We start from the raw sequence: 20,399 nt of genomic DNA, 5'->3' as shown, positions 1-20,399 counted from the left end.
ACATGAAGGGGTGGACGGGAGTGGCCTGTGTGGCCACTAGACCCTCCACCCCCTCATCTCAAAGTCCCTGCTCTGCGAATGGCACGGCCAGCGCCAGGGCCTGGTCCAGGGCAGCGACGTCGACGCCACCACCCTGGGCCATGTCCGGACGGCCGCCGCCCTTGCCACCCACCGCCGCAGCGGCTTGTTTCATCAGATCGCCAGCCTTGAGTTGGCTGGAGAGGTCCTTGGTCACGCCGGCCACCAGCACAACCTTGCCCTCATGCTCGCTGCCCAGCAGGATCACTGCGTGGCCGAGCTTGTTCTTCAGCTGATCGACCAGGGCCAGCAGGGCCTTGCCATCCTGCCCATCCAGGCGGGCGGCGAGGACCTTGGCACCCTTGACCTCAACGGCCGCGTTGGAGAGATCGTCCCCGGCGGCGCTGGCGGCCTTGGCCTGCAGCTGTTCCAGCTGCTTCTCCAGCTGGCGGTTGCGCTCAAGCACAGCCGACAGCTTGTCGATCAGGTTGTCGCGGTTACCCTTGACCAGTTGTGCGGCTTCCTTGACCTGCTCTTCGGCAGCGTTCAGGTAAGCCAGCGCAGCGGCACCGGTTACGGCTTCGATACGGCGCACACCAGAGGCTACGCCGCCTTCGCTGATGATCTTGAACAGGCTGATGTCACCGGTGCGCTTGGCGTGGATACCGCCGCACAATTCCACCGAAAAATCACCGCCCATGCTCAGCACACGCACGGTGTCGCCGTATTTCTCCCCGAACAGCGCCATTGCGCCTTTGGCCTTGGCAGTTTCGATGTCGGTCAGTTCGGTTTCAACCGGGGTGTTCTTGCGAATCTCGCGGTTGACGATGTCTTCCAGCTGCTTGATCTGCTCCGGCTTCACCGCTTCGAAGTGGCTGAAGTCGAAACGCAGGCGCTGGCTGTCGACCAGCGAGCCCTTCTGCTGTACATGCTCGCCCAGTACCTGGCGCAGTGCTTCGTGCAGCAGGTGGGTGGCGGAGTGATTCAACGAGGTGGCGTGCTGTACGTCGGCATCGACCTTGGCCTCGACGGGCGAACCGATCAGCAGCGCACCGCTGGCGACCACGCCGTGGTGCAGGAAGGCGCCGCCGGTCTTGGTGGTATCACGCACGTCGAAGCGTGCAGCACCCGCCTGCAGGAAGCCGCTGTCACCGACCTGGCCACCGGACTCGGCGTAGAACGGCGTGCGGTCGAGCACCACAACGCCCTGCTCGCCTTCACTCAGCTGGTCAACGGATTGGCCGTCCTTGTACAGGGCGATGATCTTGCCCTGGCCCTCGGTGGTGTCGTAACCGAGGAACTCGGTGGCGCTGTCGACCTTGACCAGGCTGTTGTAATCCATGCCGAAGGCGCTGGCGGAACGGGCACGCTCACGCTGGGCGTCCATTTCACGCTCGAAGCCGGCTTCGTCGATAGTCAGCTCACGCTCACGGGCGATGTCGGCAGTCAGGTCCATCGGGAAGCCATAGGTGTCGTACAGCTTGAACACCACGTCGCCCGGTACCACGTCGCCTTTCAGCTGGGCCAGGTCTTGCTCGAGGATGCGCAGGCCCTGCTCCAGGGTCTTGGCGAACTGCTCTTCTTCGGCCTTGAGCACGCGCTCGATGTGCGCTTGCTGGCTCTTCAGCTCCGGGAAGGCTTCGCCCATTTCAGCGGCCAGTGCGGCAACGATCTGGTAGAAGAAGCTGCCCTTGGCGCCCAGCTTGTTGCCGTGACGGCAAGCGCGGCGAATGATGCGGCGCAGCACGTAGCCACGGCCCTCGTTGGACGGCAGCACGCCGTCGGCAATCAGGAAGCCGCACGAACGGATGTGGTCGGCGACCACTTTCAGCGAGGCCTGGCCGTCATTGCTGCAACCGATGGCCTGGGCTGCGGCAGCCAGCAGGTTCTGGAACAGGTCGATCTCGTAGTTCGAATGCACGTGCTGCAGCACGGCGCTGACGCGCTCCAGGCCCATGCCGGTGTCCACCGACGGCGCTGGCAGCGGGTGCAACACACCGTCGGCTGTACGGTTGAACTGCATGAAGACGTTGTTCCAGATCTCGATGTAGCGGTCACCGTCTTCTTCTGGCGAGCCAGGTGGGCCACCCCAGATATCCGGGCCGTGATCGTAGAAAATCTCGGTGCATGGGCCGCACGGGCCGGTATCGCCCATGGTCCAGAAGTTGTCGGAGGCGTACGGGGCGCCCTTGTTATCGCCGATGCGCACCATGCGCTCGGCCGGCACGCCGACTTCCTTGGTCCAGATGTCGTAGGCTTCGTCGTCGGTGGCGTAGACGGTGACCCAGAGCTTTTCCTTGGGCAGGTTCAGCCACTGCTCAGACGTCAGGAAGGTCCAGGCGAAGGTAATGGCATCGCGCTTGAAATAGTCGCCGAAGCTGAAGTTGCCCAGCATTTCGAAGAAGGTGTGGTGACGCGCGGTGTAACCGACGTTTTCCAGGTCGTTGTGCTTGCCACCGGCACGCACGCACTTCTGGCTGCTGACAGCACGCGTGTAGGCGCGCTTCTCCGCACCGAGGAAGCAGTCCTTGAACTGGTTCATGCCTGCGTTGGTGAACAGCAGGGTCGGGTCGTTGTTCGGGATCAGCGAACTGGAGGCGACTCGGGTATGTCCCTGCTCTTCGAAGAAGCGAAGGAAGGCTTCACGGATTTCTGCGCTTTTCATAGGTTCTTCCACGGAAACGGCGGCCCTGTTGGGCAAACGCGTCGACGAAACGACGGCAAAGGGCCGCATTATATCGGTCCTGCAGTCTTGATGCAGTGTGTTTATACGATAGAAGCCATCGTTTGGACGGTTTTTCGGGCTATGCAAACGAAAACGACATGACCGGATGCTAAATCCTGTGTTTCGCCACTGGCAAGCCAATTACCGCTTAAGGGAGGGGAAAAGGGAACAGGCGGTGAATTAAAAGGTTTTCATCATGGATAGGATCCGAAACTGTGTCGCCTGGTTCGCGGGTAAACCCGCTCCTACAAGGTATGTGCAAGGCCTTAATGTGGCGCCGTGCCCGTAGGAGCGGGCTCACCCGCGAAACAGGCGACACCGCTCTCACCCCAGCCGCTGCCCCGAATCCGGCACGATCAGAATGCCGGCGCGCAGGCCGTTCCTGACCTTGGGATTGGGGAAGATGATGCGCGCGCCCTCCTCCTCGACTACCCAGCGCATCTCGGCCAGGTCTTCAGCCAGCAGGTAACCCTTGCTCAGCTCGGAGAAGTTTTCGATGTCCGCCGGCAGGTGCAGGTGGAAGCTGTCGCTGTGCTTGATGATTTCGCGAGAAACACTGAACAGCTGCAGGCCATCCAGCGAACTTTCGTTTTCGGGCTCGGTAGCCTCGATGATGCGGATCAGCCGCTCTTCGAGCTTGTCGAGGTTCACCTGCTCGTTCTGGCCGAACGGGCGGGCCTTGCCCAACTCCAGGGTGAAAGCTTCAGCCTCAAGCTGTTCGTAGGTGAAAGCACTGAAGGTGATGGACGACTTGCTTTGCAGCAGCACCGCTTCCATACCTGCCGCCGCCAGGCGCGCCAGCTCACGACGGGAGTGCTTGCGCCCCTCTTTATAAGGGTACAAGGCGAATTGCTCGATCTTCGAACCGCGGATGGCAGTATGCAGGTCGTAATGCAGGCGGTTGCGCCCCGGCTTGCTGAAGAACACCCGGGCGAACTGTTCAAGCTCGGCAGCACGCAGTGCTTCGAACCCGCTGGACAGCTCATGGCGACCATTGAACAAGCGGTTGATGTCCTGTTCGATAAAGCGCTCGCCCTTGCGGATCGCCGCCGGGTTGCCGAACAGGAACAGCACCCGTGCCCTGGGTTTGATCTTGCCGTTGGCCACGCCGTGCAGCAGCCGTTCGAGCAATTCGATCGGCGCTGTTTCGTTGCCATGAATGCCGGCGGACAACAGCAAGTCCAGCCCGCAATCTTCGCTTTCGGCCGGACGCACTTCGAGCGCGCCTTCCCCCAGCCATCGCAAACGCGCGCCCCCGGGTGTCACTTGGGTCTTCTCAGCCGGTTCGTGAGCGGTGAGGGTCAGCTCAAGCAATTTGCCAAGGGCGAGCATAGGTGCTTCCTTAGTGGTGGTGACCGCAGTCAGGGCCATGAACGTGATCGTCGTCTTCGCCAAGTTCTGCCGGTTCCATTTCCAGCTGCAGGCTGACCAGATTGGTGGCCATCGGGCGCAGCAGCAAGTTGGCATACTCGGTGTCGTCTTCCTCGACATCCACGCCGATCAGCAACTGGCCACGGCCATCCTGCTGAATCCACACTTCCTTGCCTTGCCAGACCACAGCAAAGCGGGTGCAGGAAGTTTCCAGCTGGGTGCCGTCTTCATCTTCGAGGATCAGGCGCAAGGCGTCGGTCATTACAGAGTCTCTCTTCAAGGTTGGCGTTGGAACGGATACACCGAGCCCAACTTCAGGATCTGGGTCAATTCGTCCAGTGCCGTACGGCATTCCACCAGCAGTTGCGGGTCAGCCAGGTCTGCTTCGCCAAGGCGATCGCGGTAGTGCCTGTCGACCCACTGCAGCAGCGTGTCATACAGCGGGGCCGTCATGATAACGCCTTGGTTGACGGCTGCCAGTTCCGCTTCTTTCAAAGCCACGCGCAAACGCAGGCAGGCCGGGCCGCCGCCGTTTTGCATGCTTTGCTTGAGGTCGAATACCTTGACCTCCTTCACCGGGCCTTCCTGGCTGGTCAGCTGGCCCAGATAGGCCCAGACCCGCTCGTTGTTGCGGCACTCTTCCGGCACGACCAGCAGCATGGAACCATCGTCGCGGCTGAGCAGCTGGCTGTTGAACAGGTAGGAACGCACCGCGTCCTCCACCGCCACCGCGGCCTTGGGCACGCAGATGGCCTGGAAGTTGCCACCCTTGCTGGCCAGTTTAGCTCGCAGTTGCCCAAGTACCGCGTCGGTCTCGAGAAACGCGTCCTCGTGGTAGAACAGCACCTCGCCGTTACCGACCGAAATCACATCATTGTGGAACACACCCTGGTCGATCACCGCCGGGTTCTGTTGAGCGTAGACCACACCGTCATCGCTCAGGCCGTGCAGCCGGGCCACAGCTTGCGAGGCCTCCAGAGTTTGTCGGGCCGGGTACTTCTGTGGCGCGGGGTAACGGCTGTCGAAGGCACTGCGGCCGTAGACAAAAAACTCCACGCCAGCCTCGCCATAGGCGCGGCAGAAGCGCGTGTGGTTGGCCGCGCCCTCGTCACCGAACTGTGCCACGGCAGGCAGCGCAGCGTGGTGGGCAAAGTGTTTCTCGTTGTTGAACATGGCGCCCAGCACGCGGCTGGTGGTCGGGTGTTCGATGCTGCGGTGATATTTGCAGTTGAGGTTGGCGGCAGTGAAGTGCACGCGACCGTCAGCAGTGTCGGCACTCGGGCTGACTGTCGCGGCGTTGGCCACCCACATGCTCGAGGCCGAGCAACTGGCCACCAGCAACGGCATGGCCTCGCGGGCGGCGCGCTGGATAACGTCGGCATCGCTACCACTGAACCCCAGGCGGCGCAGCGCCGCCACGTCCGGGCGCTCTTGTGGCGCCAGAACACCCTGCTTGAAGCCCATGTCGGCCAGCGCTTTCATCTTCGCCAGGCCCTGGCGCGCGGCCTCACGCGGGTTGGACGCCTGCTGGCTGTTGCTCTGCGAAGCCACGTTACCGTAAGACAGGCCGCCATAGTTGTGGGTAGGCCCCACCAGGCCATCAAAATTCACTTCATAGGATTTCATCGGCTAGGCTCCGTGACCTGTTGTTATAGGGTGACGCCCGGCGTCAGGGTCGCCGGCAAGGCAAGGCTGGCGGTCTCCAGCGAAGCCACGGGGTAAGCGCAGTAGTCGGCCGCGTAATAGGCGCTGGCGCGATGGTTGCCACTGGCACCCACACCACCGAACGGCGCGCTGCTGGCAGCCCCCGTCAGCTGTTTGTTCCAGTTGACGATGCCAGCGCGACTGCGCAACCAGAAGTACTGGTAGCGGGCCCGCGAATCAGACAGCAAGCCGGCGGCCAGGCCATACTGGGTGTTATTGGCTTCATCGATGGCAGCATCGAAGTCGGCGTAGCGGATCACCTGCAACAGCGGGCCGAAAAACTCTTCGTCCGGGCGGTCAGCCACGGCGGTGACATCGACAATGCCCGGGGTCAGCAGTGCAGCATCGGCCTGCGGCTGAGTCATTTCCAGCAGTTTCACGCCACCTTTGGCGGCCAGTTCAACCTGGGCGGCAAGCAGCGCCCGAGCCGCCTGCAGCGAAATCACCGACCCCATGAAAGGCGCCGGCTGTTCATCGAACGCCCCCACCGTGATGGTTTTGCACACTTCGACCAGGCGCGCGATCAGCGCATCACCCCAGGCGCCTTGCGGCACCAGCAGGCGCCGCGCGCAGGTGCAACGCTGGCCGGCGGAAATGAACGCCGACTGGACAATGGTATACACCGCCGCATCGAGGTCCTTGACCTCGTCCACCACCAGCGGGTTGTTACCCCCCATTTCCAGGGCCAGGATCTTGTCTGGGCGGCCTGCGAACTGTTGATGCAGCAAGTTGCCGGTGCGGCTGGAGCCGGTGAAGAACAGGCCATCGATACCTGGGTTGGCGGCCAGCGCCACACCGGTTTCACGTGCGCCCTGCACCAGGTTCAGCACACCCGCCGGCAGGCCGGCAGCAATCCAGCAGTTGACGGTAAGCTCAGCGACCTTGGGGGTGAGCTCGCTGGGCTTGAACACCACGCAGTTGCCTGCCAGCAGCGCCGGCACGATATGGCCATTGGGCAGGTGCCCGGGGAAATTGTAAGGGCCGAACACCGCCACGACGCCGTGAGGCTTGTGCCGCAGAACAGCCGTGGCATCGGCCAGCGGACCACTCTTTTCGCCGGTGCGCTCGCGGTAGCTCTGTACTGAAATCGCCACCTTGTTGATCATACTGGTGACTTCAGTCGCAGATTCCCACAGCGGCTTCCCGGTTTCCTCGCCAATGCACTGGGCCATGGCTTCGGCATGCACTTTCAGCTGGGCGGCAAACTTCTCCAGCACATCGATACGTGCCTCCAGGCTCAATTGCGCCCAGGCCGGAAAGGCCTGCCGCGCGGCCTGCACGGCAGCGTCGACCTGGCTGGCGTCAGCGCCCTGCCCTTGCCAGATCACGGCCTGGGTCACCGGGTTGAGCGACTGCAGGGTTTCACCCTGGCCGGCCTGCCAATTGCCTGCGATGTAATGCGTGGTCATTTACTGGGCCTCCCGGCTGGCCGACAGCGGCACCGCGCGGACATTGTCGCCGACGCCCATGCGCAGGCGCTTGGCGGTCAACGGGTCGACCACCAGGGTGCCGGCGGCCAACCGTGCAGGTGCAGCAGTGATGCGGCAATCGTCGCGCTTGCGGTTGTGGATGATGAAAGGGGTCGCGTCATCGCCTGGCGTACCTACCGCCAGCACCAGGGTCTGGCTCTCGCGCACGGCGCGGATCTTGGCAGTGTCACACTCGATGGCCGGGCCGGCATCGAAGATGTCGACGTAGCCCTGGTAGTTGAAGCCTTCCTGCTTGAGCATGGCCAGCGCCGGCTCGGTGTCTTTGTGCACACGGCCGATCACACTGCGCGCCGCTTCGGACAGGAAGCAGGTGTACAGCGGGAACTTGGGCATCAGTTCGGCGATGAACGACTTGTTGCCCACGCCGGTGAGGTAGTCGGCCTGGCTGAACTCCATCTTGAAAAAATGCCGGCCCAGGCTTTCCCAGAACGGCGAACGGCCCTGCTCGTCAGACATGCCGCGCATTTCGGCAATGATCTTCTTGCCGAACAGCTCGGGGAACTCGGCAATGAACAGCATGCGCGCACGCGACAGCAGGCGGCCATTGAGGCCCGAGCGGTAGTCGCTACGCAGGAACAGCGAGCACAGCTCGGAGTTGCCGGTCAGGTCGTTGGCCAGGAACAGCGTCGGGATTTCGCGGTAGATCTTCAGCTCCTGCGAGGCGCTGACAGTCAGGCCGACCCGGTAGTTGTACCAAGGCTCACGCAGGCCGACGGCGCCGGCGATGGCACTGATACCCACCACCAGACCTTCGTCGTTTTCCAGCACGAACAGGTAATCGGTGTCGCCACGCTCGGCTTCGCCACGAAAGCTTTTTTCCGCCCAACCAACGCGATGCCCCAGGCGCTCTTCGTTGGCCGGCAGCGTGGTCAGCCCGGTGGTGCCGGTGCTGCGTGCCAATTCGATCAACGCAGGCAAATCGCTGCTGCGTACAGGACGAACGATCATGCTATCTCCTTGTGCGGCGGCATCGGCCGGCGCGAAACTCTGCTAACGCATCAATCCCGAAACGTCTGTTGCCAGACCTCAAACCGCGACCAGGCGCACGCTGGCGCCCTCGCCCACGCCCAGCGCGTCGGCTGCTGCCACGCTCAGGCTGACCGGCTTGCCAGGCACCCAGTCCAGGTCCAGCAACACCGCGCGGTAGTCCTGCAACAGGCCGTTGCACACCAGGTACGGGCGACCGCCTTTGGCCGGGGCCTCTTCGATCTTCACCGGCACCACCCGGCTCTGGGCGATCGAGCGGATGCCAGAGGTGCGCGCATGCAGGGTCGGGCCGCCGTCGAAGATGTCGATGTAGTGCTCGGTCTCGAAGCCTTCGCGCATGAGTATGTCGAAGGTGATCTGCGCCCGCGGATGTACCTGGCCCATGGCTTCCTGCGCCAGGTCTGGCAACAACGGCACGTAGATCGGGTAGTGGGGCATCAGCTCGGCGAGAAAGGTACGGCTCTTCAGGCCGCACAGGCGCTCGGCGTCGGCATAGTTGAGGTCGAAGAAGTTGCGGCCGATGGCATCCCAGAACGGCGATTCACCCTGCTCGTCGCTGAAGCCGACGATTTCGGTCACCACCGAATCGGCAAAGCGCTCCGGGTGCGCAGCCATGAACAGCAGTCGGCCGCGCGAGTTGAGCTCGGCCCAGCCACTGTTCACCAACTCCGGCGCCACATAGAAACTGGTCAGCAGGCTGTTGCCGGTCAGATCGTGGCACAGCGACAGCACATGGATCTTGTTGTGTATCTTCAGCTCGCGTGAGGCGTGCACGAATGTTTCGTTACGAAAACTGTAGAACGGCTCGGAGTACCCGGCCGAAGCGACGATGGCCGAGCAGCCGGCCAACTTGCCTGTTTCACTGTCTTCGAGCACGAAAAAGTAACTCTCTTCACCGTTGAAGCTGACCTCGGCGGCGAAGGATGTCTCAGAGGCGGCAATCTTGTCGCCCAGACGAGCAGTGTCGTCCGGCAGCGAGGTGACACCAATGGGGCTGTCTGCAGCCATGCGCTGCACGTCGTTCAGATCAGCCATTTGCGCGGGGCGCATCACCAGCATGGTGTCACTCCTTTGGAATACGGGCCATTCACGTCGGCACGGAAAAACGGCAGGCACCCAGGCACCTGCACTGGAATCGGGTATCGCCGGCCCGGCGTAGCCTCGGGTTGAGGCTGCGCCGGGACCGGCGAAAGGACCGCTGGCAGATCAGCCTTTGGTCAGTGTGGCCACAGCGCGTTCGAAGCGGTCCAGGCCTTCGTCGATGTCAGCGTCTTCAACCACCAGGCTTGGCGCGAAGCGGACCACGTCCGGGCCGGCCTGCAGCACCATCACGCCTTCTTTCTCGGCAGCATTGAGCACGTCCTTGGCCTTGCCTTGCCAGGCCTCGGTCAAGACACAGCCCAGCAGCAAGCCGACGCCACGCACCTGGCTGAACAGGTTGTACTGCTGGCCGATCTGTTCCAGGCGGGTTTTGAAGCGCTCGTGCTTAGCCTTGATACCGGCCAGGGTTTCCGGGGTATTGACCACATCCAGCACCGCGCAGGCAACGGCGCAGCCCAGCGGGTTGCCGCCATAGGTGGTGCCGTGGGTGCCAACGGCCAGGTGCTTGGCCAGCTCGGTGGTGGTCAGCATGGCGCCAATCGGGAAGCCGCCGCCCAGGCTCTTGGCACTGGTCAGAATGTCCGGGGTCACGCCGTAGTGCTGGTAGGCATACAGCGAGCCGGTACGGCCCACGCCAGTCTGCACTTCGTCGAAGATCAGCAGCGCATTGTGCTCGTCACACAGCTTGCGCGCGCCTTCCAGGTAGGCCTTGTCGGCCGGCACCACGCCGCTCTCGCCCTGGATCGGCTCGATCACCACGGCGCAGGTCTTGTCGGAAATCTGTGCCTTCAACGCTTCCAGGTCGTTGTACGGCACATGGCTGATACCGGTGATCTTCGGGCCAAAGCCATCGGAGTACTTCGGCTGGCCACCCACGCTGACGGTAAACAGGGTGCGACCGTGGAAGCTGTTCACGGTGGCGATGATTTCGTGCTTTTGCGGACCGAAGCGGTCATGAGCCACACGACGGGCCAGCTTGAAAGCGGCCTCGTTGGACTCGGCGCCGGAGTTGCAGAAGAACGCGCGGTCGGCAAAGGTGGCGTCCACCAGCTTGTGGGCCAGGCGCAGGGCCGGCTCGTTGGTGAACACGTTGGAGACGTGCCAGAGGGTGTTGGCCTGTTCAGTCAGGGCCTTGACCAGTGCCGGGTGGCAGTGGCCCAGGGCATTGACCGCGATGCCGCCGGCAAAGTCGATCAACTCGCGACCCGACTGGTCCCAGACGCGGGAACCCTCGCCTCGCACAGGAATGAAGGCCGCCGGAGAATAGTTGGGGACCATCACCTGGTCGAAATCGGCACGTTGCACCGGGGCTTGCTCAACGGACATCTGAGTCTCCTGAAGAGGAACGCTGGCCTGGAAGTGGCGAGCGATGGGGGGATTGTAAGGACTGATCCGCGCCTGTCCTTGCGGCCAAGCGACAACTTGTTACAGCGCAAAACCCAGTTTTGACAAGGCTTTCGGCAATGCGACAAACACTGTCGCAATCGCGCAGTGTACGGGAGAGAGGGGGCTGGGTGAACGGGTGTTCACACAGGTTTGTGAGGGGGCGGGATGTACGGGTGTTCACACAGGATTGTGAGGGGGGCAGGATGTACGGCGATGTTAATGTGTTGACGGGGAGATCGAGCGCCGCCCGCGCGGCGCTTCGCGGGTAAACCCGCTCCTACGTTTGTTTCGGGCCAGTCCCTCCTGCGCCTGGCGCGCGCGACCGCCTTGTTTGTTCGACGGGATATCGAGGTGTGCGCCAAGGCGTTCGCGCGCAAATGCCACAGGCATAACTGGCCCGAAACAAGCGTAGGAGCGGGTTTACCCGCGAAGCGCCATGTGGGCGGCGCTCGATTTGCGCCCCAACACCAACCCCAAGGCATACACCCCGAACCCAACCGAAATCTCAGCCCTTTTCAGCCGGCGCCGAGCTCAATTCGAACGGGCTGCTGCTGCGACGCTGGTTCCGGTCTTCCCGCGGCGTTGCACCAAAGAAGTTACGGTAGGCACTGGAAAAATGCGGCCCCGAGGAGAAGCCACAGGACAGCCCGATCTGGATGATCGACTTGCTGGTCTGCATCAGCATCTGCCGCGCCTTGTTCAACCGCAACTCCAGGTAGTACTGGCTGGGCACACGGTTCAGGTACTGCTTGAAGATACGCTCCAACTGCCGACGTGACACGCACACATGCTGGGCGATTTCGTCGGTGGTCAGCGGCTCTTCGATGTTGGCTTCCATCAGCAACACGGCCTGAGTCAGCTTGGGGTGACTCGAGCCCAGGCGGTTCTGCAGCGGAATACGCTGGCGCTCGCCACCCTCGCGGATGCGTTCTACCACCAGCTCTTCCGACACCGCCCCGGCCAGCTCCGCCCCGTGATCGCGCGCCAGTACCGCCAGCAGCAGGTCGGTCACGGCCATACCGCCGCAGGCGGTCAGACGGTCACGATCCCAGTCGAACAGGTGGCTGGTGGCAATGACCTTGGGGAAGCGTTCGGCAAAGTCATCCTGCCAGCGCCAGTGCACAGCTGCCCGGTACCCATCGAGCAGGCCCAGCATGGCCAGCGGATACACACCGGCCGACAAGCCACCGATCAGGCAACCACTGCGCGCCAGTTGCTTGAGCGCCGCTGAAAAGGCAGCCCCCATCGCCGCAGGCGGCTCGTCGGCCAGCAGAAAGAGCTTGTGGCAACCCTCCAGGCGGCCGGTCCACGGCTCGCCCGGCAGCCGCCAGGCGCCGTCCTGCGCAGGCTCGGCCTGCAGGAAGACCAACTCGTAGACCACATCCGGATGCACCCGCTGCGCCACCAGCAACACTTCCTCGGCCAACGCCAGGGTCAAAGGCCTGGTGCTGGGCCAGATGAGAAAACCGATTCGCTGGGTGGTCATAGGGTACGGTCCGAAACCTGAGGTCGTTCGAGTCTGTGCGCCGGGTCAGGCTGCGCTCGCCGCGCAGCATGCCCTATTCTGGTGCAAAAATGCAGCTTTTACTTCAGGCTGCCGGAGAGGAACTGCTGCAGGCGCTCCGACTGCGGATTGGCCAGCACTTCACGCGGGCAGCCGGTTTCTTCCACCAGGCCTTTGTGCAGAAACACCAGCTGGTTGGACACCTCGCGGGCAAAGCCCATTTCGTGGGTCACCACCACCATGGTCCGACCTTCCTGGGCCAGCGCCTGCATCACCTTCAGCACATCACCCACCAGCTCAGGGTCGAGCGCCGAGGTCGGCTCGTCGAACAGCATGACCTCCGGCTCCATGGCCAATGCCCGGGCAATTGCCACACGTTGTTGCTCCCCCCCCGACATATGCCCGGGGAAGGCATCCTTGCGATGGGCAACCCCCACCTTGGCCAGGTAGTGCTCGGCCTTTTCCAGGGCTTCCTTCTTGTTCACGCCCAGCACGTGCACTGGCGCTTCGATGATGTTCTCAAGCGCAGTCATGTGCGACCACAGGTTGAAGTGCTGGAACACCATCGACAGGCGTGAGCGCATACGCTGCAATTGACGCGGGTCGGCGGCCTTCAACGCACCATCCTTGCCGGCCACCAGCTTCAGCTCTTCGTTGTTGAGCAGGATCTTGCCGGCGTGCGGCTGCTCCAGCAGGTTGATGCAGCGCAGGAAGGTCGACTTGCCCGAACCGCTGGAGCCGATGATGCTGATGACGTCGCCGGCCTTGGCCGCCAGTGACACGCCCTTGAGCACTTCGTGGCTGCCGTAGCGCTTGTGCAGGTCTTGGACTTCGAGTTTGTACATGCTGTCGATTCTCACAAAGCGGTCAGTGCTTGCGCGGCGCCAGGTAGCCGAGCCAGCGGCGTTCGGCCATCTTGAACAGGCGCACCAGGATGAAGGTCAGGCACAGGTAGAACACGCCCGCCGTGATATAGGCCTCGAAAGGCAGGTAGTACTGGGCATTGACCGTGCGCGCAGCACCGGTGATGTCGATCAGGGTGACGATCGACGCCAGGCTGGTGGTCTGCAGCATCATGATCACTTCATTGCTGTACTGCGGCAGTGCCCGACGCAGTGCCGAAGGCAGCAGGATGCGGCGGTACATTTTCATGCGCGACATCCCCATGGCCTTGGCAGCTTCGATCTCGCCATGCGGCGTCGCCTTGAGGCTGCCGGCAATGATTTCGGCCGTGTAGGCACTGGTATTGATGCCGAACGCCAGGCAGGCGCAGAAGGTGGCGCTGGACAGCAGCGGCCAGAAGATACTCTCGCGCACCGCCTCGAACTGGGCCAGGCCGTAGTAGATCAGGAACAGCTGCACCAGCATCGGCGTGCCACGGATGACGTAGGTGTACAGCCATGCAGCAAGGTTGACCACCGGCTGCCTGGATACCCGCATCAGGCCCAGCGGAATGGCTGCCAACAGACCGAAGAAAAGCGAAATCGCCAGCAGTTTCAGGGTGGTCAGCAAACCGCCGAAGTACATCGGCAGCGCTTCCCAGACGACGTTATAGTCGAAGATCATAGTTCAGCCACCTTGACGCCCACCGAGTAGCGGCGCTCCAGATACTTCAGGGCCAGCAGCGAAACACTGGTCAGCACCAGGTACAGCGCCGCCACTGCCAGGAAGAAGGTGAAGGGTTCGCGGGTGGCGTCAGCCGCCTGCTTGGCCTTGAACATCATGTCCTGCAGGCCGACGACCGAAATCAGCGCAGTGGCCTTGGTCAGCACCAGCCAGTTGTTGGTGAAGCCCGGAATGGCCAGGCGAATCATTTGCGGCACCTGGATGCGGAAGAACACTTGGCGGGGGCTCATGCCATACGCCACGCCCGCCTCGGCCTGGCCTTTGGGAATGCCCAGGAAGGCACCGCGGAAGGTTTCCGAGAGGTAGGCGCCAAAGATGAAGCCCAGGGTACCGATACCCGCAATCAGCGGATTCAGATCGATATAGTCTTCATAGCCGAGCAGCGGCGCCACCCGGTTGATGATGTCTTGCCCGCCGTAGAAGATCAGCAGGATCAGGACCAGGTCCGGAATACCACGGATCACCGTGGAATACAGATCGCCCAGCCAGGCCAGCCAGCGCACTGGCGACAAACGCAGCGCCACACCGATCAGGCCGAGCACGATGGCCAAGGCCATCGACGACAGGGCGAGCTGTAGCGTCAGCCACGCCCCGTCGAGGATGACTGCCCCGTAGCCTTTCAACATGATGAGGTCCTCGACCTAGAGAATGAAAAATGGTGCAAACCTCAGAGCCTCTGCTGTTTGCACCATTGCACAGGTGAAACCCGACGTCTTACTTCGAGTCTGGACCGTAGATGTCGAAATTGAAGTACTTGCTTTCGATTTCTTTGTACTTGCCGTTGGCACGGATGGCGTCGATCGCCGCGTTGATGCGGTCGACATTGGCCTTGTCACCCTTGCGTACGGCAATACCGATACCGTCACCGAAGTACTTGGCGTCGGTGAAGGCCGGGCCTACGAACGCGAAGCCCTTGCCGGCGTCAGTCTTGAGGAAGCCGTCTTCCAGCAGGGTGGCATCAGCCACGGTGCCGTCGAGGCGGCCAGCTGCGACGTCCAGGTAGATTTCGTTCTGGGTGCCATAAGGCACCACGGTGGCACCTTTGGCGCCCAGCACTTCCTTGGCGAAGCGGTCGTGAATGGAGCCGCGCTGCACACCGATCTTCTTGCCTTTCAGTTCGTCCAGGCTGTCGCTGACGGTGGTGCCGTCCTTCATGACCAGGCGCGCCGGAGTCAGGTAGTAGCGCTTGGTGAAGTCGACCGACTTCTTGCGGTCATCGGTGATCGACATGGACGACAGGATGGCGTCGATCTTGCGCACTTTCAGCGCCGGGATCAGGCCGTCGAACTCCTGCTCGACCCAGGTACACTTGGTTTTCATCTCTTCGCACAGCGCGTTGCCGATATCGTAGTCAAAGCCGGCAATGCTGCCGTCAGGTTGCTTGAAGGCGAAGGGTGGGTAGGCCGCTTCGATGCCGATTTTCAGCGGTTTTTCAGCAGCCTGCGACACCAGGGAAAACACAGACAGCGCCAGGGCGCCAAGCAGTGCGAGCTTCTTCATCAGGTAACTCCATCGGTACGGGGCAATACAAGGCAGGTAACGGCTGCCCGATATGCGAATGAGTACAACGCGAGCCGCGCAGGGTTCGACCAAGGCCGCATACCACGAGCGAGTGAGTGGCATTTTAACGACAGCCCGGTAGTCGATATTTCTTCAAAGCGACAACTACTTATAGAAGCGCTTGAAACCGCCGCGGGCGATGTTGACAGCCAGTGCAGAATATGCAATGGCGCATGAAATAGAACCTATAGACCTAGCAATTCCTGGGCCTATTATTGGCAAACCCTTGTACGACGGCAAGTGCAGCGTGCCTTGATGCACAAAATGCTGTCCCCGATGCACCGAAACGGGCCGGAATTGTTTCCTGGCGCCCCGAACCTGTGCGGGGCCGGTGACAGAACAGTAACCGATGATTGTCGGGTAACAATGCAAGAGCGGGCTTGCCCGCGAATGCATGAGGTCAGGAGACAGCTTAGCCTGAACTGACGCATTCGCGGGCAAGCCCGCTCCTACAGGGGGTATTGCCGGGGAGGGAATTAGGCCGAAGCCAGGTTCATCGCCTTGTGGGTATCGATCAGGTGCTGCACCACACCTGGGTCGGCCAAGGTCGAGATATCGCCCAGGGCGTCGTATTCACCGGTCGCAATCTTGCGCAGGATGCGGCGCATGATCTTGCCCGAGCGGGTCTTCGGCAGCCCTGGCGCCCACTGGATCACATCCGGCGAGGCAATCGGGCCAATCTCCTTGCGTACCCAGTTCTTCAGCTCCAGGCGCAATTGCTCGCTGGCCTCGATGCCGGCATTGAGGGTGACATACACATAAATGCCCTGCCCTTTGATGTCATGCGGCACGCCAACCACTGCGGCCTCGGCAACCTTCGAATGCGCAACCATGGCGCTTTCGATCTCGGCAGTACCCATGCGGTGGCCGGACACGTTGAGCACGTCATCCACACGGCCGGTGATCCAGTAGTAGCCGTCCTCGTCGCGGCGCGCACCGTCGCCGGTGAAGTACATGCCACGGAAGGTCTTGAAGTAGGTGTCGACGAAGCGGTCATGGTCGCCGTACAGCGAACGCGACTGACCCGGCCAGGAGTCGAGGATTACCAGGTTGCCTTCGGCAGCACCGTCGATCAGGTTGCCCAGGTTATCGACCAGGGCAGGCACCACACCGAAGAACGGACGGGTTGCCGAACCCGGCTTGAGGCCGGTGGCGCCAGGCAGCGGGCTGATCAGGATGCCGCCGGTCTCGGTCTGCCACCAGGTGTCGACGATCGGGCAACGCTCCTTGCCGACGGTCTTGTAGTACCAGTTCCAGGCCTCAGGGTTGATCGGCTCACCCACCGACCCCAGCAGACGCAGGCTTGAACCGTCGGCGCCCTCAACAGCTGCCTGCCCTTCAGCCATCATGGCGCGAATGGCAGTTGGCGCTGTGTAGAGGATGTTGACCTTGTGCTTGTCGACGATCTTCGATACGCGGGTAATGTCCGGGTAGTTCGGCACGCCCTCGAACAGCAAGGTGGTAGCGCCGTTGGCCAGCGGGCCGTAGACGATATAGCTGTGGCCTGTGACCCAACCGACGTCGGCGGTGCACCAGTACACCTCGCCCGGGCGGTAATCGAATACGCGTTCATGGGTCAGCGCGGCGTAAACCAGGTAACCGCCCGTGGTGTGCAGCACGCCCTTCGGCTTGCCGGTGGAGCCGGAGGTATAAAGGATGAACAGCGCCTCTTCAGCGCCCATTTCCTTGGGTGCGCAGTGGCTGGAGGCGACTTTCATCAGGTCTTCGTACCAGATGTCGCGGTGCTGGTGCCAGGCAATGTCGCCACCGGTGCGCTTGCACACGATGATTTTCTGCACGCTGCTGGTTTCAGGGTTGGTCAGCGCCAGGTCGACGTTGGCCTTGAGCGGTGTGCGGCGGCCACCACGCACGCCTTCGTCGGCCGTGATCACCACCTTGGACTTGCAGTCGATGATACGGCCAGCCAGCGCCTCGGGCGAGAAGCCGCCGAACACCACCGAGTGAATCGCACCAATGCGTGCACAGGCCAGCATGGCGACCACCGCTTCGGGGATCATCGGCATATAGATGGTGACCACGTCACCGCGGTGCACATCCTGGCCACGCAGGGCGTTGGCGAACTTGCAGACCTGCTCGTGCAACTCGCGGTAAGTGATGTTGCGGTGCTCGGAAGGGTCGTCACCCTCCCAGATGATGGCCAACTGGTCACCGCGCTCTTCAAGGTGGCGGTCCAGGCAGTTGGAGGAAACGTTCAGAGTGCCGTCGGCGAACCATTTGATATCGACATGGTGGTCGTCGAAGGAGGTCTGCTTGACCTTGGTGAACGGCTTGATCCAGTCGATACGCTGGGCCTGCTCGCGCCAGAAGCCGTCCGGGTTGATCACCGATTGCTGGTACATGGCCTTGTAGGTGGCCTCGTCGGTCAGGGTAGTGGCCGCAACCTCGGGACGAACGGGATACAGTGGAGCCGCACTCATCTGTGTTACCTCGGTGTAATAGTTGTTTTTGTATGGAACCGTTTGTAACTGTACCAGAGCGACAAAAGCCATTCGACGTTGGTAGTAATTTGGTACACCCGTTCCGGCAAAACGCTCTGGCGCGGGCATTACAGCCTTGCCGACGAAAAAACGAGGGGTTTGCCACAGGATTGTTACAGATTCTGTCAAAACACTTTATCAAAACACCCACTGTTTCAGCATTGGCCACCGCCATAAAATTCACCTCGCCAGCAACGGCAAGGCGATTAACAACTGGTAACAGCCCCCACGAAGGCAAACGTTAATCCCCCTCTAATCCCGATAGTTAACACTCGCTGTACTCGCGGCGCCATAAGCGCCGCGTGCCCCCTCACGACCTTAGACAGGTAAATAGAAAATGAAAGCTTTACTGGTATTGGTACTTGGCAGTCTTTGCGGCGCGGCAATGGCCGGCGAAGCCAAAGATGCCGAGCAGATTCCGGTTGAACAGTACAGTTACTCGCAGCACCTGGACATTGCTCGCGTCATTTCCATGAGCGAAGTGCCCAATGTGTGCGAAGTCGTGCCCGCCCGCATGACCTACGAGGACTCCCAGGGCCAGAAGCACATTCTCGAATACCGCGTGATGGGGAACGGCTGCTCTAACGGCTGATACCTTGGAATCGGGGGCCCTGCGGCCCCCTATCGCGACACAAGGCCGCACCCACAGGTAATGCGCTCAGCCAGAGCACAGCGTATTACTTGTGGGAGCGGCCTTGTGTCGCGAAAGGACTGCAACGCAGTCCCAGGTTCTTTGCCCAACAACTAATCCGCCGACTTGTTAAGCGAGTAATCCCTCAACTTGTTGGCAATTGTCGTGTGCGAAACACCCAGTCTTTTGCCCAAGGCCCGACTACTGGGAAACTCACCTATCAAACTTTCCAGCACCGCCTTTTCAAAGCGCCCTACTATCTGCGAAAGATCCCCTTCTAGCGAAAACTCACCCAACGGTTGCCGCACGCCATAATCCGGCAAGCGGATATGCTCGCTTTTAACCACGCCGCCGTCACATAACGAAACCGCCTGGAACAAAACGTTTTCCAACTGCCTTACATTACCTGGCCAGTGGTACTGCCCAAGTTTGTCCATTGCCGCCGGTGCCAGGCGCGGCATGGCACAGCCAATCTGTCGACTGGCCTGATCGAGAAAATGCTGCACCAACCCCTCCAGACCATCCATGCATTCGCGCAAAGGCGGAATGTGCAGCGACAGTACATTGAGCCGGTGATACAGGTCCTGGCGAAACTCGCCACGGGCACACAACTCGGACAAATCCACCTGGGTTGCACAAATCACCCGCACATCCAGGTAGACCTCTTCATCGCTACCTACCCGACGGAAGCAGCCGTCCTGCAGAAAGCGCAGCAGCTTTACCTGCAGGCGCGGGCTCATCTCCCCTACCCCGTCAAGGAACAGCGTGCCGCCTGCAGTCAACTCCAGCAGCCCCAGCTTGCCTTCGGCCCGTGCCCCTTCGAATGCCCCTGGGCCGTAACCGAACAGCTCGGTCTCGGCCATCGACTCGGGCAACCCGGCGCAGTTGAGCGCCATCAACGGCGACTGTCCACGCGGGCTGGCCAGGTGGCAGGCACGCGCCAGCAACTCCTTGCCGGTACCGGTTTCGCCCTCGATCAGCAACGGTGCATCCAGCGGCGCCATGCGCCGCGCTTCACGCACCACGGCAGCCATCACCCGCGAGCTCTGGAAGATGCTGTCGAAGCCACGCAGCTCTTGCTTGCGCACATTGTAGATACGCTCGCCGATTCGGTCGGCGCGGTGCAGGGTAAGCACCGCGCCGGCCAGCGCTTCGCTGTCATCGTGCTCGGACTGCAGCGGTGCGATATCGGCCAGGAACACATCGCCTTTGACTTTGATGCGCAAGCCGTTGATGCGCGACTTGTTGGCCCGCACCAGCTCCGGTAGATCGAAGTCTTCTACGTAGCGCGCCAGCGGCATGCCCGGCACCTCATCAACCCGCACGCCAAGCAACTGCGCGGCAGCACGGTTGGCCGCAACGATGCTGCCGCCCATGTCGATCGACAGCACCGGGAAGTCCAGCGCCCCCAGCAACGCATTCAGCTCCATGTGCCGGCGTTCGCTGGGCATCAGGCCCACACGCTTTACGCCGAACACCCCGGCAATCGCCTCGAACTTCGGCCGCAGGGCCTGAAATTGCAGGTTGATCAGGTTCGGGCAGTGCAGGTAGATGGCGTTGCCATGGTCACCGCCAACCTCACCGCGCAGCACGTTGATGCCGTACTCCACCAGCAGGTTGAGGATGTCGCGCAGGATGCCAATGCGGTTCTGGCAATGGACTTTGATACGCATGAGGGCTCTCGAAGCGCTGATGTTTTTCAACACCGCGCGGAAAAGTCGTAAAGATAAGCTGACAAAAACCGGGTTTCTATCAACCAGATGCCTCGAATTTTCCGACACTTGCCGAGTTTTGTAAA

16 protein-coding genes are annotated in these 20,399 nt (G+C 61.7%); 1 reads left to right on the top strand and 15 read right to left on the bottom strand.

All coding sequences use genetic code 11. From position 1 onward, the window contains the following. Nucleotides 1-58 precede the first annotated feature (58 nt). The 14 genes from alaS to acs all read right to left on the bottom strand — a co-directional run bounded on the left by alaS (nucleotide 59) and on the right by acs (nucleotide 17,910). Nucleotides 59-2,683 (bottom strand): alanine--tRNA ligase, encoded by a 2,625-nt coding sequence (alaS, locus tag LMH93_RS07315; protein WP_230064957.1) that lies wholly within the window; start codon nucleotides 2,681-2,683, stop codon nucleotides 59-61. A 384-nt stretch (nucleotides 2,684-3,067) separates the two neighbouring features. Then, nucleotides 3,068-4,075, bottom strand: a complete 1,008-nt coding sequence (gene astE, locus LMH93_RS07310; protein ID WP_003254507.1) for a succinylglutamate desuccinylase — start codon at nucleotides 4,073-4,075, stop codon at nucleotides 3,068-3,070. 10 nt (nucleotides 4,076-4,085) lie between these two features. Then, the gene (locus tag LMH93_RS07305) at nucleotides 4,086-4,376 is read right to left on the bottom strand and encodes a topoisomerase II (RefSeq protein WP_003254508.1); all 291 of its coding nucleotides are present in this window, start codon (nucleotides 4,374-4,376) and stop codon (nucleotides 4,086-4,088) included. Between the two features lie 14 nt (nucleotides 4,377-4,390). Beyond that, complete coding sequence (astB, locus tag LMH93_RS07300) at nucleotides 4,391-5,740, bottom strand: N-succinylarginine dihydrolase (protein WP_230064956.1); 1,350 nt, start codon at nucleotides 5,738-5,740, stop codon at nucleotides 4,391-4,393. 23 nt (nucleotides 5,741-5,763) lie between these two features. Continuing rightward, nucleotides 5,764-7,227, bottom strand: a complete 1,464-nt coding sequence (gene astD / locus LMH93_RS07295; protein WP_004577069.1) for a succinylglutamate-semialdehyde dehydrogenase — start codon at nucleotides 7,225-7,227, stop codon at nucleotides 5,764-5,766. Next, nucleotides 7,228-8,256, bottom strand: a complete 1,029-nt coding sequence (gene astA / locus LMH93_RS07290; protein ID WP_003254513.1) for an arginine N-succinyltransferase — start codon at nucleotides 8,254-8,256, stop codon at nucleotides 7,228-7,230. Between the two features lie 78 nt (nucleotides 8,257-8,334). Continuing rightward, nucleotides 8,335-9,354: an arginine/ornithine succinyltransferase subunit alpha gene (gene aruF / locus LMH93_RS07285; protein ID WP_012051578.1), complete on the bottom strand. Its 1,020-nt coding sequence runs from the start codon at nucleotides 9,352-9,354 to the stop codon at nucleotides 8,335-8,337. A 147-nt stretch (nucleotides 9,355-9,501) separates the two neighbouring features. Further along, nucleotides 9,502-10,722: an aspartate aminotransferase family protein gene (locus tag LMH93_RS07280; protein WP_003254516.1), complete on the bottom strand. Its 1,221-nt coding sequence runs from the start codon at nucleotides 10,720-10,722 to the stop codon at nucleotides 9,502-9,504. 565 nt (nucleotides 10,723-11,287) lie between these two features. Then, nucleotides 11,288-12,268, bottom strand: a complete 981-nt coding sequence (gene argR / locus LMH93_RS07275) for a transcriptional regulator ArgR (RefSeq protein WP_014861200.1) — start codon at nucleotides 12,266-12,268, stop codon at nucleotides 11,288-11,290. 98 nt (nucleotides 12,269-12,366) lie between these two features. Further along, nucleotides 12,367-13,131 (bottom strand): ABC transporter ATP-binding protein, encoded by a 765-nt coding sequence (locus tag LMH93_RS07270; protein ID WP_003254518.1) that lies wholly within the window; start codon nucleotides 13,129-13,131, stop codon nucleotides 12,367-12,369. Nucleotides 13,132-13,153: 22 nt separating this feature from the next. Next, nucleotides 13,154-13,852, bottom strand: a complete 699-nt coding sequence (locus tag LMH93_RS07265; RefSeq protein ID WP_003254520.1) for an ABC transporter permease — start codon at nucleotides 13,850-13,852, stop codon at nucleotides 13,154-13,156. Continuing rightward, nucleotides 13,849-14,538: an ABC transporter permease gene (locus LMH93_RS07260; RefSeq protein ID WP_003254523.1), complete on the bottom strand. Its 690-nt coding sequence runs from the start codon at nucleotides 14,536-14,538 to the stop codon at nucleotides 13,849-13,851. The genes LMH93_RS07265 and LMH93_RS07260 overlap by 4 nt, the downstream gene beginning before the upstream one ends. Before the next feature lie 88 nt (nucleotides 14,539-14,626). Further along, nucleotides 14,627-15,412 (bottom strand): ABC transporter substrate-binding protein, encoded by a 786-nt coding sequence (locus LMH93_RS07255; protein ID WP_003254524.1) that lies wholly within the window; start codon nucleotides 15,410-15,412, stop codon nucleotides 14,627-14,629. A gap of 536 nt (nucleotides 15,413-15,948) precedes the next feature. Continuing rightward, nucleotides 15,949-17,910, bottom strand: a complete 1,962-nt coding sequence (acs, locus tag LMH93_RS07250) for an acetate--CoA ligase (RefSeq protein ID WP_003254525.1) — start codon at nucleotides 17,908-17,910, stop codon at nucleotides 15,949-15,951. Between the two features lie 397 nt (nucleotides 17,911-18,307). Between acs and LMH93_RS07245 the strand changes: the two genes are divergently transcribed. Next, nucleotides 18,308-18,562 carry a DUF2790 domain-containing protein gene (locus tag LMH93_RS07245; RefSeq protein ID WP_003254526.1) on the top strand — a complete coding sequence of 85 codons (255 nt, stop codon included), beginning with the start codon at nucleotides 18,308-18,310 and terminating at the stop codon, nucleotides 18,560-18,562. Nucleotides 18,563-18,714: 152 nt separating this feature from the next. Here the strand turns inward: LMH93_RS07245 and LMH93_RS07240 are convergent, their stop codons facing one another. Further along, a complete protein-coding gene (locus LMH93_RS07240) occupies nucleotides 18,715-20,274 on the bottom strand; it encodes a sigma-54-dependent transcriptional regulator (protein WP_012051576.1) in 1,560 nt (519 codons plus the stop codon). Nucleotides 20,275-20,399: the final 125 nt, after the last annotated feature.

The sequence above is a fragment of the Pseudomonas sp. CIP-10 genome (assembly GCF_020911845.1).
In the GTDB taxonomy this organism is placed as follows: domain Bacteria; phylum Pseudomonadota; class Gammaproteobacteria; order Pseudomonadales; family Pseudomonadaceae; genus Aquipseudomonas; species Aquipseudomonas alloputida.
Note: the sequence above shows the minus strand (reverse complement) of the source record. Positions and strands in the feature narration are given on the sequence as shown.